Origin of the sequence: Emticicia agri (assembly GCF_004168285.1) — a bacterium.
In the GTDB taxonomy this organism is placed as follows: domain Bacteria; phylum Bacteroidota; class Bacteroidia; order Cytophagales; family Spirosomataceae; genus Emticicia; species Emticicia agri.
On the sequence record NZ_SEWF01000024.1, the window covers coordinates 55531 to 73532 of the forward strand.

Sequence of the window (18002 nt, forward strand, 5' to 3'; positions counted from 1 at the left end):
TTGTCCGTTTTCGGACATTTTTATTTTACAAAAACAACATAAACACCTGATTATCAGCCAATTAATTTTAATGGCATAACTTTGGCAAATACATATACAGCATTAAAACCTGAAAATCAGCTAAGAAATACTATCTTAACGCATAGAACTACTTAACTCAATAAAAATGATTCAATTAAAAAACATATCTAAATATTATCCTGCAGGCTTCGGAAAAATTTATGTATTAAGAAATATCAATCTTACAATCAATCAGGGCGAGTTTGTGTCTATCATGGGGCCTTCAGGGTCTGGTAAGTCCACCTTATTGCACATTCTGGGTCTATTAGAAGAAGCCTCAGAAGGTGAATACCTGTTTGAAGATGTACCTGTGCAAAAACTTTCAGAAAAAAAGCGTACCGAATTACACAGAACAAGCATAGGCTTTGTATTTCAGGCTTATCATCTGATAGATGAACTGACTGTTTATGAAAACATAGAAACACCACTTTTGTATAAAGGACAGTCAAGTTCTGAACGCAAAAGTAGAGTAGCCGATGTATTAGACAGATTTAATATGGTGGCTAAAAAAGACCTTTTCCCAACACAGCTTTCGGGCGGACAACAACAGTTAGTAGGCATTGCCAGAGCCATTGTAGCCGAGCCAAAAATCATTTTTGCCGATGAACCTACCGGAAACCTGCACTCCGAACAAGCTAAACAAATTATGGAGCTATTTAAAGAATTAAATGAAAAAGATGGGGTAACCATCGTACAGGTAACACACTCAGAAGAAAATGCCACGTATGGCCATAGAGTTATCAGACTAAAAGACGGCTGGGTGGAATAATAAGAATTAGGTTTTGAAATTAGTGATTTATAACAATACAATGAAGAATTTAACCAGATACATACTGTTTTTTTCGTTTACATTAAGCCTTTCGGGTGCATTTGCTCAGAATAAAATGACCCTGAAAGAGTGTTTAGATGTGGCTATCAAAAACAACCTGACTTACAGAGAAAGCCAGATACAGGCAGAAGGAGCCAATGCTGAATTAATGAGAGTAAAATCGCTCCAGTACCCGAGAATTGGCTTTGGGGTTGGTCAGGATTTACGTATTGGTAGAAGTATTGACCGTTTTACCAATTCTTACATTGAAGAACTCTATAGTACAAATGGTTTCGGGATTGATGCCAGCGTTACCTTATTCAATGGTTTCCAGATTAAAAACCAGATTCAACAGAATATCTTATTGAAAGAAGCCGGAGTAAAAGGTATTGAAGCCACCCGTAACCTGATTACTATTAACCTGTTGCAAGCATATTTACAGGTATTGGCTTCTCAGGAACTGGTTGAAGTGGCTCGCCAACAGGTAGAAACATCGAAAGCGCAAGTAGATAGAGTAAATAAACTGGTTAGTGCAGGTATCTTAGGGCAGGCAGAATATTTTTTAATCCGTTCTCAGTTGGCTAATGATGAGTTTTCGTTCGTAACTGTACAAAACTCGCTTAAAACCAACCGTTTATTATTGTTTCAGTTGATGAACATGACTCCAACCAATAACGTTGTATTTGAACCTATTGCCGATGAGGTGAATATCTATAAAGTAGACGATAACTTTGTAAATCAGCTATACGACCAGTCGCTTGCCAATTTCCCGTCTGTTAAAAGAGCTGAATTACAATTAAGAAGTTTTGATAATCTGCTAAAAGCTACCAGAGCCAATGTCATGCCTAATATTTCGCTCTCGGCCAGTTATGGAGCATTTTATTCTACTTCAAACAAGAATGAAAATTATGTGCAACAGATTAATGGTACACGTAACGGCTCGTTATCGTTAAATTTTAATATACCGATTCTGGGAGGTTTACAGAACAGACCACGGATTGCTGCCGTAAAAGTACAACAACAACTGACAGCCAATAACCTGAATTTAGCCAAACTTCAGTTACGCCAGGCCATTGAACAATCGTTCCAATCGTTTGATGCCGCTTCAGAAAGATACAAAGTAGCCACCGACCAGGTGAATATCAATCAGGATAATATCAAAGCAGTAGAAAGCAGAATCAGTGCAGGTACAGTTAATTCGGTAGAATATGTATTGGCCAAAACCAATTTTGACCGTGCCAGAAGTAACCTTGTTCAAGCCAAATATGAGGTTTTATTACAACAAAAAATATTGGATTTCTACAAAGACGGAGAATGGAAAATTAATTAATAAATACAATTTCTTAAAAAACTGGCTACGGCATCTTGTCGTAGCTATTGTTTTTTTATAACCTCGCTTGTATCGGTGCAATTAGCTAATAAGGTAGCGTTGGTTTGCTGCCATTGCGGATGAATAAAGTCAGGAGCAATTTCTGCCAGTGGTGTTAATACAAACCGACGCTCCTGAATAAATGGATGAGGAATGGTGAGGTTGTTTAGTTGAATGATGTCAGCATTATAATAGAGTAAATCAATATCTATGATTCGTGCACCCCATTTTACTTCACGTATTCTACCCATCGACTGCTCAACAGCCAGTACCCTTGTCAACACTTCTGATGCCTCATATTCGGTATTAATACAAATAACCTGATTCAGAAAATCATTTTGTTCTTTTAGCCCCCATGCAGCAGTCTCATAGATACTTGATTGTGCTACAATAGCCCCGATGGTTTCGGCAATACGTATGCAGGCCAGGTCTAAGTTTGCTTGTCTTTCTCCAAGATTTGACCCAAGCCCAAGATAAACCTGATTGATTTTCACTAAACTGTTGTTAGATTAAAAGATTGGATTACCTCCGCTATTTCAGGAAGCAAAGCAGGATTTTTCTCGAAAGCATTGCCGATTACAATAATATCAGCACCTGCTTCCAAGGCATCATGTGCTTTTTCAGCAGAATTAATACCCCCTCCTACTACAAGAGGAGCATCAATGTTTTCTCTTACCCGACGAATCATCTTAGGCGATACAGGATACATGGCTCCGCTACCTCCATCAAGATAAATGAGTTTTAAGCCTAACAATTCTCCTGCTATGGCTGTACAAGCAGCAATATCAGGTTTATCATGCGGAATAGGCGTTGTATGGCTGATATACGAAACCGTAGTCTGACGTCCGCTATCTACCAGAATATAACCTGTTGATAAGATTTCTAAACCACTTTGTTTCAGAATGGGTGCGGCAATCACATGCTGACCAATCAGGTAGTCGGGATTACGGCCGGAAATTAGCGAGAGTAACAATATACCATCGGCAGAGGGTTCTATGTGAAGGCTATTCCCCGGGAAAATGATAACCGGAATATTGGTCTGGCTATGAATGGTTTCAATCATTTCAGCCATCACATTATTGGTAATCAGGCTACCGCCTACAAAAAAGAAATCTACCCGATTTTCGACACAACTGTATAAGAAATGATTAAAAGCGGTGGCCTCAACTTTATCAGGGTCGAGCAAAACAGCTAAAGCTTTTTTCTTTTGCTGTTTATTCTGTAATATTTTATCAAGAAGTTGCTTCGGCATCTTTTGTTGTGAGGTGGTCAATCAATTCTAACAATTTTTCTTTTGCAACAGCCAGCAGAACTGAAGTAGCAGCACCTTTTAAAGCACCCCATAGTAAAGAATCTCCTTCTTTTACTTTTTCAGGTTCAGGTTCTGCTATGCTTAACGGTTCGTTTTCCTGCATTTCCTCCTTTCCCTCAGGCAAAAGTAATTCTGTTATTGCATATACTGCAACAATGATTCCTCCGATAACTAACGCATTTTTACCTACCTTTTTCAAGTCTCCTATCTGGGTTTCAATGGCTCCTAAATATTTATCTATAGACTCCTGTAATAACTCTTTGCGTTCTTCACGATTCGATTTTGGCGGTACAATCGGTACTCTTGTTATAGTTTCTCTCAGATTTTTCACTTTCCCACAGATTTTTGTTCAAAATTATTGAAAAATGCCAAAAAAAGAAAGATTACTGCCTGTTTATAGCAATTTAAGCCATAAAGTGCAATAAATAAACGTACGGCAAACTATTTTTTAGTATCTATACGAATTAATCTTGTCTTTCAATAGTAAACTTTGGTACCCCTATAAAAGTTTCGGTTTTTCAGGCTAATTTTTTATATAGCTATTACATTATCTGCAAATCCCGATAGGGCAAGAAACTTTACTAACGAACAGGATAAAGTTTTTCATGCCCCTATCTATATAACCATATCTTGTATTTTTCACCACTCATGAAAACCTCTTTTCCTAAAGGTAGCTCCATAAAAGCATCTGCCTCTACTAAATTTGCCAGGTCGCCCGAGCCATTTCCGTCAACAGGCATGGCTTTCCATGTACCTGTGGCAGTTTTTTCTAATTTTACCTGCAAGAAAAAAGTCAACGCAAATCTTACTGTAAAATCTTTGCCTAACTCAGCACTGATGGGTTCTGTAAGGAGCCCCTGCGAGGCATCAAGCCAGGGTTTGAAATACCGATGCAGGCACATAAAAGTAGAAACCGGATTACCGGGTAAAGCAAAGACCGCTTTTTGTTCTTTCACGCCAAACCAGAAAGGTTTACCGGGTCTTTGAGAAACTTTATGGAATAACTTATCAACACCCTGGCTCTCTAAAGCTTTTGGCACAAAATCAAACTTTCCGGCAGATACTCCTCCACTCAAAATCAATACATCGTAGGTAGTCAGATACTCACCTATCTTTTGCTCAATTACTTCCTGACTATCAGGCAGCAAAACTGTATCTGCTTCTACTCCCCAGTTTTTCAAACAAGCCTGCAAAGCATAACTGTTAGACGTACGAATCTGATACGGTAAAGGAGTTGCAGTGATGGGTACTATCTCTTCACCTGTCGAAATAACAATGGCTTTTACTTGCTTTTGTACCGCTAATTCGTTTTTCCCGATAGTTGCAGCTATCCCTATTTCGGCCGGACTTATCTTTTTACCTTTGGGTACTATGATGTCGTTTTGCTTACGGTCTATTCCTTTTTCATGAATATTCAACCCTGATTTAGAAGGCAGAACCTGAATTGTGGCTATTTTATCTTTTATGTTTATATCTTCATACCGAATTACGGTATCAGTACCTATGGGCAACATGGCTCCCGTCATTACTTCTATACAATGTTCCGGTTTATTCAAAGTAGCCTGTGGTTTACCTGCGGCTACGGTTTGTGCAATCAGAAAATCGGTTTGTCCTTCGGCTATCCGGGCATAAGCCACTGCAATGCCGTCCATAGACACACGGTCAAAAGGCGGAAAATCTCTGTCTGCTTGCAGGTCTTCAGCTAAAATCCGTCCCAAAGCCTCTTCAATAGCCACTTTTTCGGTGGGAAGAGTCAGCTTGTGAGTCAGAATAATTTCTTCGGCTTGTTCAACTGTTATCATAAAATATATCTGTATGAATTTACCATACATTTTAAAACATCTGTTTTGGTAAAGATACAGATAAATTAACCTATATCAGACACCTTTTTATATAGTACAATCAGAGGAGCTTTGTTCAGACATTTACGCATGGTTCTTTCTACAATTAATAAAATACCTATTGAGAAAATAAGTTTACCAATCGTATAGATAAGGTTAGAATACGCATCAAATACGAAAAGGCTTAGATATAAATAAACATCAAGTACTGCCATAGCAATTGTGCCTACCACCAGCTTATACCAGTTTCTTGAAAAAGGTTTATCTACAAAAAAGCTAACACATACAGTTGTGGTAGTCATAACCATCGCTATCAATAAAACAAAGAAAAATAATTTATTAGGAGCATAATGTTTCTGATAGACTTTCAGCAGAGAGAAGCTAAAACCTACGATAAAAAACAATCCTGCCAAAACTGCATAGCTGATGTTTTTAGGGTTAAGAATCTGCCCTCTAACCTGCGGGCTTTGCTTTTTAAAAAGCATTGCTAATATCAGATAAATAAGGCTGTTATGGCAAATATTAATCATCAACAAATAATCCTCGTTGACAAAGTAGTAATAGACTTCAGAAAACACATTCAGCAGAAGAAAAGCGGTCAACAAATAAAAAATATTGGCTTCTTTTATCCTGTTTCGCTGCACCCATAAATAACCTAAGCAGAGTAATACAGGTGCCTGATTTAATAATTTAGACAGCAGCATTTCTTGCCAAGAAAGCATTTTTGGCAAGGGGACAAACTGGAAAAACAGGGAAGTCAATAAAACAACTACCCCATAAAAGGATACGAATTTAAGCGACATGCAAATAGTATTTTACAAAAGCTAATGTACATAATTAACTAACAGCAGTTTTAACTCAATAGCAATGGCTCTTTCAGATAAGGAATTTCAGGAAGGTGATATGTATGGGAGAACAATTATATTTTACTTCTCAGAAAAAACCAAATTTTAGCTATCATAAATTGGTTTATTTCTGAATTTAAGTTTGTTAGCGTCTCTACCCGAGAAATTTGTACGGATTTCGGCACATACAGATAAGGCAATTTCTTCAGGTGTATTGGCACCAATATCTAAACCAACGGGGCTGTAAATACGGTTTTCATTTTCCGGAGTAATCGGATTACCCTCTTCCTGCATCCGGTCATACATCTTGATAGTTCGTTTTTTAGGCCCTAAAAGCCCGATATAAGATATATCTGTTTTTAACAATGTTTGCAGATTCCGGTAATCAGTTTCATAATCATGGCACATTGAGATAGCTGCAGTATAGCTGTCAATTACAGGCACATAATCTTTAGGCATTACAGCATCAGCCGTTTCAAAAAGCGAAGGGTGCATTTTATTGGGGTTACAAACCACTATCACTTTCCACCCTAATTCTTTCGCCATTCGTACCATCGGGTACACATCATAATTACTACCGAATACATATAATTGTATCGGCGGCGGAATAACCTCAATGAATAAACTGACAGTTAGACCATCGGCCAACGTATAGTGTTGCGAAACAGATTTGGTAGTTGCCAGCGCCAGACGAATTTCTTCTTTCACTTGTGCTTTGATGGGTTCTAAAGTAAAGGTTTCACTAAAATGCTCGGTTGAGTCGAATCTGAAAACCTGTCCTAACTGAATTTTATTATTACTTTTGTTTAAAGCTGTTACAGTAACTAATACATTTGGGCTGCGGTGGTCGAGACAATGGCTGATTTGACGAACAGCGTTTTGTTCGTTCTCAGGGTCAAGTGGCGTAATCAGTACATCAATAATCCCATTACACCCCAGACCTACCCCTATCTGGTAAGGGTCGTCGTCAGAGGTATCATATGTAATCAGAGTAGCTTTATTCTGCGACATAGCCAGCCTTGCTTTTTTCAGGGCATCACCTTCCAGGCAACCGCCACTGATTCCACCAATCCATTCGCCGGACTCCATGACTAACATTCTTGCCCCTGTTCTCCGATACGAAGACCCCTCTACACGTACCACCGTTGCCAAAGCTGCCCGATTCCGGCTGAAATCAATTTTCTGATAGGCTTCAACAATTTGCTTTATTTCTTTCATATATATCCTGAAAAAGGGCATAACAGTTGTTTCTTAATCTATTTTATTCTCTTTTTTTGCCCAAAGTACAAAGGCTACCTGAGCTTCTTCTCTGGCTAAAGGTTCAATAGCAATGGTTCTTTCAGCAAGCGGCAAAGGTATTTCCTGATAAAGAAACGCATCATCGAAGCCTATTTCTGCAGCATCGTCACGGGTATTGCCATAATATATCTTTCCTATCTTTGCCCAATAGATAGCACTCAGACACATCGGGCAGGGTTCGCATGAGGTATATATCTCACAATCCTGTAATTCGTAGGTTCCTAAATTCTTGCACGCATCTCTGATAGCCACTACTTCGGCATGGGCAGTCGGGTCGTTATACGCTATCACATTGTTGTGTCCCTCTCCTACTATTCTGCCATCTTTAACAATCACAGCCCCAAAAGGCCCTTGTCCTATCCCCTCCTGACTACCTATTAAAGACAGTTCGATAGCCTTACGCATGAATTCTTTTTTTTGCTCTTCCATCTTCTGTACCACGATTTTTTAAATCGTTATTCAATAAGTATAATGGATATTAACTTGCTAAACCTTGCTTAAATATAAATTTTTTCTTGCACTACCAGACGATTTAAAAAATCGTCCGCGGCGTACCGCATACATTTAAACCCTTACGCTCTTCATACGCCCCACTACCTCAGCAATATGCCTGACAGCAAAATCAACATCTTCCTGTGTAGTCATTCTACCTAAACTGAACCTGATAGAACCATAGGCCGACTCATCATCTAAACCTAATGCCTTTAGCACATAAGAGGGTTCGGTAGAAGCCGAATTACAAGCTGATCCATTCGATACAGCTATCTCATTCAGGCTCATCAATAATTGTTCACCATCTATTTTGCCGAAACAGATATTGGTTGTATTGGGTAAGCGTACAGACCTATTACCATTGATGGTTGCCTCGGGTACGGCTTCTAAAACACCTTTTTCCAGTGAATCCCGTAAGCCCGACAGTCTTGTGGCTTCCTCAGCTAATGTTTGCATACAAATCTCACAGGCTTTACCTAAACCAACAATTCCGGCTACGTTCAGGGTTCCTGAGCGTAAGCCTCTTTCATGTTTTCCTCCATCCTGCTGTGCAACAATAGTCAGTTTTTTTCTGATATACAATGCGCCTGCTCCTTTAGGTCCATAGATTTTATGTGCCGATAAACTCAATAAGTCTATTTCATCGGCTACTACATCAATCGGCAGTTTTCCTATTGCCTGCGTGGCATCAGTATGAAATAATACCTGATGCCGATGCGCTATTTCTGCAACGGCTTTGAGCGGATAAGCAACGCCGATTTCGTTATTAGCGGCCATGACTGAAATCAGAATAGTAGTAGTCCGAATACTTCTTTCGAGCAGTTCTAAATCTATATCGCCTGTATGCGTAACAGGCAGATAAGTAATTTCTGCACCCAACTTTTCTAAATGCTGGCAGGTATCCAATACCGCTTTATGCTCTGTCTCAACCGTAATAATATGATTACCTTTCCTACTAAAGGCTTCATAGACCCCTTTAATAGCCAGATTAACTGATTCTGTTGCGCCACTCGTAAAAACAATCTCTTTTTGAGAAGCACCCAACAAATCAGCCACTTGTTGCCGTGCTATATCTACAGCCTCAGCGGCTTTCCAGCCGTAGGCATGAAATCGGCTTGCGGCATTCCCAAAGTGTTCTGTCATATACGGCAACATAGCCTCTAATACCTCTTTATCAAGAGGCGTAGTAGCGTTATAGTCCATATAGATAGGATATTTCATCAGTTGGCCGGAAACAGTTTTTTGTCTTATTTTTGAAAGAGTAAAATTACTGATTTTATAGATTATTGAACCCTAAAAAGGCATGACTTTGTTTATAATTGTTTTATCTTTTGAAATATTTTAACTTTTTCAAGAAAAACCAAACTTTATTCTGTAAAATAATCAAAATACAGTAGATTTTTACGTAGTTTGTTTCATCAAAACATTAATACCCGTAAGAAAAATGCTTGGAAATTCTATAGATTCGGTTTTTACGCAAGAAATTCATAATAAATACCTTGTATTTAATACCCTTTTTTCAAGGTTGCCTTATGATAAAATGACTAAGATTGGTCAGTTAATGCCTTTTCTGCATGATATGTCTGAATCGGGTTTTAACGAAGGCAAAGAACCCAAAGAAATCATTGATACGTTTTTCAAGCTATATACTTCTATTAAAGAAGAAAAGGAAAGAATAGACCTTTTGTTCCGGTTTATTACCTATATCGAGCGCCAGGTTGTGTTATTTGATAGTGTAGAAGATTCAGCCTTTGAAAAACTCAATCCATTGAACGGAAAGGGGACTCTGCAAGGTACGCTTGACCTGGCCCTGCAACAAAACAAGTTAGCAGAAGCACACGAGAAACTGAAGAATTTTAAGGTACGCATTGTTTTTACGGCTCACCCTACACAGTTTTACCCAAGTAGTGTATTACGCATTATTCAGGATTTAGAGCAACTGATTCCTAAAAACGATATTAATGGCATTGATGCCTTGCTGCAACAGTTGGGCAAAACGCCTTTTATCAACGACCAGAAACCAACTCCTTTAGAAGAAGCCCAGAGTATTATCTTCTATCTTCGCCATGTATATTATCAGGTTATCGGCGAAATTCATGATAAAATAAAAGCCTATTTTCAGAATGGTAGCGGACATTTCAATCCGGTATTAGAATTAGGCTTCTGGCCGGGTGGCGACCGTGACGGTAACCCTTTTGTAACTGCCGAAATATCAAAGAAAGTATCCATAGAACTTCGTACAAGTATTCTGAAATGCTATTATAACGACTTTAAAATCATTTGCCGCCGCCTCACATTCAAAGGAGTAATGCCTTTGCTAACAGCCATCAGTAATCGTATTTATACGAATATGAACGGGCTTAAGCATGATTTAAGTTTAGATGAATTATTGACCTCTTTAGATGAAGTAAGACAACTACTGATTACCCGACATAAAGGCGTATTTCTTGATTTATTAGACAGATTTATTCAGCAAGTAAAAATATTTGGTTTACACTTTGCCAGTCTGGATATCAGACAAGACAGCAGTATCCATGAAAAAGTAATGGAACAGATTAATCAGAAATATGGTATTTCTGATAAGCCTTACGATGAATGGAGCGATGCCGATAAATTAGCCTTTTTAACAGAAAAAGAACTGGCTATTAACGAAGACGATTTTGAAGATGCTTTAACAAAAGACACTTTCAAAACGGTTCGAATCATCAGAGAAATACAAGCATTGAATGGCGAAAAAGCCTGCCATCGTTATATTATCAGCAATTCTACTTCTGTATTTTCGGTATTAGAAGTATTGGCTCTGTTCCGTTTCTGCGGCTTCAAAGAATCTGAAATCAAAGTCGATGTAGTTCCGTTGTTTGAAACCATTGAGGGATTAGACAACTCACAGACTACCATGACTAATCTTTATCAGTTACCTTTTTACAAAAACCATCTCGAAAACCGTGCGAATCACCAGACCATTATGTTAGGTTTTTCTGATGGCACCAAAGACGGTGGTTATGTAAAAGCCAACTGGGAGATTTATCAGGCCAAAGAAAAACTGACACGCATCTCGAAAAAAAATCAGATAGAAGTAATATTTTTTGATGGACGTGGGGGCCCTCCTGCCCGTGGTGGTGGTAAAACCCATCAGTTTTATGCTTCACAGGGGCCAACAATTGCCAATAATGAAATTCAGGTAACTATCCAGGGGCAAACCATTACTTCTATGTATGGTTCACGCTCACAGGCCATGTATAATTTCGAGCAATTGTTATCGGCGGGTATCATTAACGATGTTTTTCAGGATGATAAATCAATCATTAACAAGCAGGAACGCAACCTGATTGAAGAATTAGCAGAAGAAGGGGTAAAAAAATATTTCGAGTTGAAAGAGCACCCGCTTTTTGTACCCTATCTTGAAAACAAAAGCCCTTTGAAATACTATGGCTTAACCAATATAGGTAGCCGCCCAAGTAAGCGGAGTTCGGGTAAAAAACTCACTTTGTCTGATTTAAGAGCCATTCCGTTTGTTGGTTCGTGGAGTCAGTTGAAACAAAATGTGCCTGGCTATTTTGGCTTCGGCACAGCCCTGCAAAAAGTAATAGATGAGGGTCGTTTAGAGGACTTGAAATTACTCTACGAAAACTCCCTGTACTTTAAAACCCTGATGGAAAACAGTATGATGGGTTTAACAAAAACCTATTTCCCGTTGACATATTATATGAAAAAAGACCCGGAATATGGCGAATTCTGGCAGATTCTTTTTGATGAATATCAATTGACGGTAAAAAATATGTTACTGGTATCAGAGCAGGAAAGCTTAATGGAAAATGAAAAACTAAGCAAAATGTCTATCGATTACCGTGAGCATATTGTATTACCATTGCTGACGATTCAGCAATATGGCTTGCAAAAAATAGAAGAAACTACCGACGAACAACTGAGATTAGTTTACGAAAAAATGGTTACCCGCTCACTATTCGGTAATATCAATGCCAGTAGAAACTCGGCGTAATTGTAAGCTCAGATAGATTCCTAAACAAACAAGCCCGGATAATGTGATGTACATTTTTCGGGCTTGTTTGCGTAGTAATCTTACAGAAATACCAATTTGCCACAAAGTACACAAAAACACTATGTTACACTATTCTATAGAAATCAAATTGTGTAACATAGTGTCTTAGTGTAATTTGTGGCAATTATTTTATACTTATTTCCTACAACACTATATCTCAAACCTCTCAAAGAATTTGGTTATTTCTACTGCGTACACATACGGAACTTCCATTGGTGCAAAATGCCCTCCTTTTTCCAGTTTTGTAAAACTCACTAAATTTACCATTCTTTCGGCCCATTCTTGCGGGAACTGTGCTTCCTTCGGAAATAATGAAACTCCCGTAGGTACATTTACTTTCTGAGAAGACTTCAAACCTCCCATGTAAGCAGCCCTTCCATTTTCGGCATATGTTCTGATTGAACTATTGATTGTCTCACTTACCCAGTAAATCATAATATTGGTAATTAATTCATCTTTGGTAAAGCTATTTTCTATATCACCATTGTTATCACTCCAGGAATTGAATTTTTCCAATATCCAACCCGCTAAACCCACAGGAGAATCATTCAAACCATAGCTTAAAGATTGAGGTTTGGTAGATTGAATCATATTAAAAGCGCCTTCACTAAAAAACCAGCCCTGAATCACCTGACCAAATTGCTGTTCAGCCTCTGACATGGTACTCCAGTCTTCAGTTCCGTCCGGATAACCTACATCAGTAATATGAATGGCTTTTACCTGTTCAGAAAATTGATTAGCCATTGATTTGGCTATGACACTGCCCATATCGCCCCCTGCGACAAAATATTGCTTATACCCAAGTATTTCAACCATTAATTGATTAAATATATCAGCCGTTACATCACTATTTACGGCATGATGGCTCGAAAAACCAAAGCCTGGAATAGAAGGAATGACTAAATCGAATGAATTTTCATGTTCAGTCAATAGTGAAATTAATTTGTAGAATCGATAATAAGAATCGGGCCAGCCATGAATCAACAATAATGGTTTGCTTGTGGCTCCCTTGCCTTTTACATGAATAAAATGAATGGTGGCTCCATCGATTTCTGTAGTGAACTGAGGATACTGATTTAACGCTTCTTCTTGTTTACGCCAGTCATAGCTGTTCTGCCAGTAATCTACCAACTCTTTTAAGTACGCAGAATTTGTCCCATAACTCCAACCGGAGCCTTGAGGTTCTTCTGTCCAGCGGGTATTTTTTAATCTTGTTGTGAGGTCATCCAATACATTTTGTTGGACATTAATTCTGAATTTGCTGATTGTTGCCATAGTTGTTTTTATTTATATGACAAAGATCGGCAGATTCATTCACCTGCCATTGTAAAAAATTTACCTAAGAGCCTGTTTAAACATTATAATTCGACCTACAAAGGCAGTTTTTTCAGTTAGACAAGCGGCCGCCGCGCGGTCAGAAAGACAATATTTAAACAGGCTCTAAAACAGTATGATGTCTGTAAGAACTTTATGATGCTCAGAAGAATTGTTGATTTTGAAATATTCTACGGGGCTAATACCAGTAAAATGTATAAATTCCTTAATAAAATGAGCCTGGTCAAAATACTCATGCTCATACACAATTGAGGTCCAATGCAGTTGTCCGTTCGATTGCTGAATAGCCTTAATTACTTTATGAAACCTTTGCAGGCGTTGCAGATATTTTGGAGAAAATCCGGTTTGCTTCTTTAATAGATGAATCAGATGCTTTTGCGAATACCCCGATTTATTTACCAGCCAGTCGATGGGCTTATCTATGTTCTTGTCAATAAATTTCACGACCGAACTGTCAAAAGTATTGTCAGTTATGTATTGTAGGAAATAACGCTGGATATGCTGAAATTTACGTTCTATTTCTGTTTCATTAATCAGAGTTTGGTATAGTCTGTTAAATGAACTGCCCAATAATAATTCAATTTCTAAACCGGGATAGATTATTTCAGACATCGGAATTTTTGTGAGTGCATAAAAGCCTCCCACAGTAAAGCGAATGCTGATAATAGCGGAATCATTATTATTCTGATAGGTAATGGCTTTTGCATTTGCCCCGGATACCCAGCCGTGTTTCATAGTACGTTTACCTTCAAAATTACTCTCACAGTATAGGGTATTTATACTATGCTCTTGTAGTTCAATAATCAGGTTTATTCTGCCATCGGGCAATTCCATCAGATAGGGCAAAGGCTGTGAACCTTGAGCATAGATGATATGCTCTATGTACTGCGACATGGGATAGGGTGGAATATACCTCTTGAAAATCAAATTTTATGCGATTTAAGGATTAAGCTGCCCACAAATCTATACTACTCAATAAAATTTAAAATCGTCACTTAGTTTTATAACTTACTGCTCATTCTCTTCTCCATTCCTACTAATTACAATCCTGAATAGAAACCTTAAATACCGAACCATTTTTAGATTCAAAACCCGGTAAAAGTTCTACTTTGTTTTTAGCTGTATAATCAATCTTGCCACTTAGCTGTATCTTCTGGGTGCTCTGGATAGTCTGTTTACTTTGATAAGGTGATTCGTCATCTGTTACAGACCCCTGCAGAAATAAACTGGTAGGAAAGCAGGAAGAAACAATAACATTTTTAGAACTGGAAGTTATACTGCAATTAAGGGTTTTGCATTTTACTGTATAGGCAGTTGTTGATGGCGGACTTATGACAAGCGGATTGGTAGTTGCACCATTCGGCCACAGATAAGAAGCATTACAACCCGAGCCCGTTAAAGTAACACTCTCGCCGGGACGTACCTGTGTAGCAGAGGTTGTAAATGTGGGTGTGGTGGGCAAAGGAAAAACTGATAAATTGACGATTGGACTAAAAAAGGTCTTCTTCGAAGGCTTCCGGGCAGAAGCTGCCAGACGTGCGGGTGCGGCTGTCAAAGTATTCGTATTATTATTTATCGCTGTCCAGTTCAGGCGTTCATAACCTGCAGGAGGTAAAAAAGTAAAATTACAACAACCACTTGAATTACGGCCTCTGGCTTCATTGTCTGTATTATTACGATTTGACCAATAATACTGGCTATAAGAACCCGGAACAGATAAAGTAATCGGCTGTGATGGATTATTAGGATTACATGCCAGAGTCAAAGCTAATAAAGGTGCTGGCATCATGGGCGTTGAATTGTTGAAAAAATCATTATCTAAACTTGCATTCCAGGCATTGGCAAACTCTGCCTGCCCCGCATAGGTATCAAAATGAATACCATCTGTGCGCTTATCTCCTCCAAAAATCAGGTCTGTTTCAGGTCCTGCAAAAACATAAGGTAGCCCTGCATCATTATTAATCAAGGCATTTTGTCCGGCTATTGTATTGGGGTGTTCATCAGGATTCCGGGAAGCACGTGCTATTACCCAGGCTAAATCAGCATGCTCAGAATTTTCTCTGGTTTCATTGATAACGTTTACCAGGTTAGTATAATAGGTTCCCGGGTCTGTATCAGGATCGCTTTCCCCCTGATGCCATAGTACCCCTCTTAAACCTGTCAGACTGGCATAAATGGCAACCGAATTCTCCAAAGCACGGTAAGGTGCTCCATGCTCCCTGCGTATCCAATCCGGACCGTCAAAAGGCAAACCCTGAGAAGAATTTCCCCATTGCGTACTTGAGGTTCCACCATGAGCTGCTCCATAAAAAAGCACCGGAACATTGAGTTTCTGTACCAGTAAATCGCCTAACCTTCCCCAAGCCCAGGGAACATAATGAAAAGGACCCATAGCAGTAGAGTCGCCCTCTAATTTAGAGAAACCCACAGGTAGTCTATTATAATCTGAATAAGCGTCTGTAAAATCAATGGTACTGACTCTATCGTCGGTAGCCGAAGTACTTACCCCTGCGCCACCCTGCGCATTTGATTGCCCGGCTATGGCAAATACCTCTCCTACACCCACTCTCTGGATAATTTTGCCATCAACCAGATTATTGTTTTTGAAAGCATTTACCTCTAACTGATACCAACCAGCCTGAACGGTAAGAGTACCTGAAAAATAACCGTTAGAGGGGTTATTCTGAATAACAATCCAATTGGTTGATGTGCCCGAACCAACCCATTTAGGCACTACTCTGGCCTCGATTCTATCTACTTCTGACAGATAAGTACCTGCAATAGTGATAGTTCCCTGATTGGAATTATTACGTTGGAACACCATTCGCTCCATGGGGTGAGAAAGTACAATCTGGGCAGCGCTTTTAAGACTTAAAAACGACATGACCACATAAATCCTGACAAAGATGCGATTTAACATATTGATTATAGGGGGGCTTATAAAGTTGCTTAGATTTACATACCATGACAGTAACTCTACCATTCAGGTTGTAACGGTACACAAATGTACAGAAAATTTTATAGTGGAAATGAAATTTTACCCATTGATACACTCGGTACTCCTTTACGTGAACCAAAATCGGTTTTACCCCCTACCAGAGCTTCGTTAGCAAGAGTAGCAAACAAAACAGCTTCTTTGGCATCGCCCGAAATACCGAGGTCGTCGGTTCTCAGAAAATCAAAATCAGGCAATAGTTCTTTTAAAAACTGCATGATTAAAGGGTTATGCACCCCGCCACCACTTCCATATATCTTAAATGATGCTGGATTGGCAGTATACTCAGGCAGTTGAAAAACGAGTTTCTGAATCGCTTCGGCAATCGTCTCTGCCGAAAATCTGCATAAAGTAGCCAGAACATCTTCACTTGACAGGTGCCGGGTTTTACTTTTTTCCTGTGCATTGAACAGATATTCGAGGTTAAATAATTCAGGACCTGTGGTTTTTGGAAAGGGTTTTGCAAAGAAATCATCCTGTTTCAATATTTTCAACAAATCCTGATTTACCGCTCCCTGACTGGCAGTTTTAGCGTCTTCATCGTAGGGTAAATCAAAAAACTTCTTCATATAGGCATCAATCATAGTATTGCCCGGACCTGTGTCAGTAGCAAATACTTCGTTGGCATCTAAACTGCCTGCCAGATAAGTAAAGTTGGCTATCCCTCCCATATTGAGCAAAATCCTATTTTCGCCTCTTTTAGAAAAAATCAGATAATCTCCATAAACGGCTAAAGGTGCGCCTTCTCCTCCGGCGGCACAATGTTTCTGCCGGAAATCAGAAAGCGTAATAATTCCGGTTTTTACTGCCAGATGGTCTCCATCGCCTATCTGCAATGTAGCGTTCGGAAATTTCTCAAGTCCATGAAGGATTTTAGGCGAATGAAAAACCGTTTGCCCGTGGCTGGCAATTATGTCTATTTTTTCTGCCGGTATTGCTAATTTTTTCAGAAAATCATTCACTATTTGTCCATGCAGATTTCCAATCCACGGGTTCAGTACACATAGTTGTTGGAAGTCTATTTCTTTTTTGGCAAACACTGTTCTTATTTCATCTTTTATGTCTTCCGAAAAACTGAATGTGCCAAAATGTAACAAGGTTATTTCAGTATCTCCTCCACTATTTCTGAACTTACAAAGTGCTACATCTAATCCGTCCATTGAGGTACCCGACATCAGCCCGATTATCATTCTTTCATCACGCTGTGCTATGCTATATAGTTTTTCTATGTTCTGGTTCATATCTATCAGTATTTACTAACTCTTTTAATTCTTACTCACAAAAATAAGGCTTAGTATTGAAAAACGAAGCGTATTCTTTTACTCGTAATGTTTATATTTAGTACGCTTTATCATGGAATCTTCTACTAATAAAAAACTTCTCTTTACAATGATTATTATATTTGTTATCCTGTCTCGTTTATTTTATTATCTGCGCAGTCAATTACAATGTGGTAAATTTTCAAGCATGTTTTGCGCCTGGTAAGGCATACTTACTTATATGTCTGTTCTGTATTTGTATTAAGGTCTTCGCTAATAGTCTGATTGTATTCCAAGAATTTTATATCTGATTTGTTTATCGGATTA

Annotated in this window: 15 protein-coding genes; 3 read left to right on the forward strand and 12 right to left on the reverse strand. The window is 38.8% G+C overall.

The window, feature by feature from the left end:
- Positions 1-166 precede the first annotated feature (166 nt).
- A complete protein-coding gene (locus tag EWM59_RS16415; RefSeq protein ID WP_130022314.1) occupies positions 167-829 on the forward strand; it encodes an ABC transporter ATP-binding protein in 663 nt (220 codons plus the stop codon).
- Between the two features lie 40 nt (positions 830-869).
- A complete protein-coding gene (locus EWM59_RS16420; RefSeq protein ID WP_130022315.1) occupies positions 870-2198 on the forward strand; it encodes a TolC family protein in 1329 nt (442 codons plus the stop codon).
- A gap of 44 nt (positions 2199-2242) precedes the next feature.
- Here the strand turns inward: EWM59_RS16420 and folK are convergent, their stop codons facing one another.
- From folK to EWM59_RS16460, 8 genes are all read right to left on the reverse strand, one after another.
- Positions 2243-2731, reverse strand: coding sequence for a 2-amino-4-hydroxy-6-hydroxymethyldihydropteridine diphosphokinase (folK, locus tag EWM59_RS16425; protein WP_130022316.1), 489 nt, complete (start codon positions 2729-2731; stop codon positions 2243-2245).
- A complete protein-coding gene (locus EWM59_RS16430; protein ID WP_130022317.1) occupies positions 2731-3489 on the reverse strand; it encodes a phosphoglycerol geranylgeranyltransferase in 759 nt (252 codons plus the stop codon). Before EWM59_RS16430 ends, folK begins: the two co-directional genes overlap by 1 nt.
- Complete coding sequence (locus tag EWM59_RS16435) at positions 3470-3880, reverse strand: glutathione S-transferase family protein (RefSeq protein ID WP_130022318.1); 411 nt, start codon at positions 3878-3880, stop codon at positions 3470-3472. The genes EWM59_RS16430 and EWM59_RS16435 overlap by 20 nt, the downstream gene beginning before the upstream one ends.
- Positions 3881-4160: 280 nt before the next feature.
- On the reverse strand, positions 4161-5351 hold the full coding sequence (locus EWM59_RS16440; RefSeq protein WP_130022319.1) for a molybdopterin molybdotransferase MoeA: 1191 nt from the start codon (positions 5349-5351) through the stop codon (positions 4161-4163).
- A 65-nt stretch (positions 5352-5416) separates the two neighbouring features.
- The gene (locus tag EWM59_RS16445; protein WP_130022320.1) at positions 5417-6112 is read right to left on the reverse strand and encodes a hypothetical protein; all 696 of its coding nucleotides are present in this window, start codon (positions 6110-6112) and stop codon (positions 5417-5419) included.
- A 228-nt stretch (positions 6113-6340) separates the two neighbouring features.
- Entirely contained in the window at positions 6341-7453 is a 1113-nt protein-coding gene (locus EWM59_RS16450) for an XdhC family protein (protein ID WP_130022321.1), read from the reverse strand.
- Positions 7454-7486: 33 nt separating this feature from the next.
- Positions 7487-7963, reverse strand: coding sequence for a nucleoside deaminase (locus EWM59_RS16455; protein WP_130022322.1), 477 nt, complete (start codon positions 7961-7963; stop codon positions 7487-7489).
- Positions 7964-8098: 135 nt separating this feature from the next.
- Positions 8099-9247, reverse strand: a complete 1149-nt coding sequence (locus EWM59_RS16460) for a cysteine desulfurase family protein (protein WP_130022323.1) — start codon at positions 9245-9247, stop codon at positions 8099-8101.
- 223 nt (positions 9248-9470) lie between these two features.
- On the opposite strand from EWM59_RS16460, the gene EWM59_RS16465 reads away from it, so the two are divergent.
- Positions 9471-12026: a phosphoenolpyruvate carboxylase gene (locus EWM59_RS16465; protein ID WP_130022324.1), complete on the forward strand. Its 2556-nt coding sequence runs from the start codon at positions 9471-9473 to the stop codon at positions 12024-12026.
- A gap of 210 nt (positions 12027-12236) precedes the next feature.
- Here the strand turns inward: EWM59_RS16465 and EWM59_RS16470 are convergent, their stop codons facing one another.
- The 4 genes from EWM59_RS16470 to EWM59_RS16485 all read right to left on the reverse strand — a co-directional run bounded on the left by EWM59_RS16470 (position 12237) and on the right by EWM59_RS16485 (position 17657).
- Positions 12237-13361 (reverse strand): epoxide hydrolase family protein, encoded by a 1125-nt coding sequence (locus EWM59_RS16470; protein ID WP_130022325.1) that lies wholly within the window; start codon positions 13359-13361, stop codon positions 12237-12239.
- 165 nt (positions 13362-13526) lie between these two features.
- Positions 13527-14348, reverse strand: a complete 822-nt coding sequence (locus tag EWM59_RS16475; protein WP_310587870.1) for a helix-turn-helix domain-containing protein — start codon at positions 14346-14348, stop codon at positions 13527-13529.
- Positions 14349-14457: 109 nt separating this feature from the next.
- Positions 14458-16341, reverse strand: coding sequence for a 3-coathanger stack domain-containing protein (locus tag EWM59_RS16480; protein WP_165372196.1), 1884 nt, complete (start codon positions 16339-16341; stop codon positions 14458-14460).
- 98 nt (positions 16342-16439) lie between these two features.
- Positions 16440-17657, reverse strand: a complete 1218-nt coding sequence (locus tag EWM59_RS16485) for an anhydro-N-acetylmuramic acid kinase (protein WP_130022328.1) — start codon at positions 17655-17657, stop codon at positions 16440-16442.
- Positions 17658-18002: the final 345 nt, after the last annotated feature.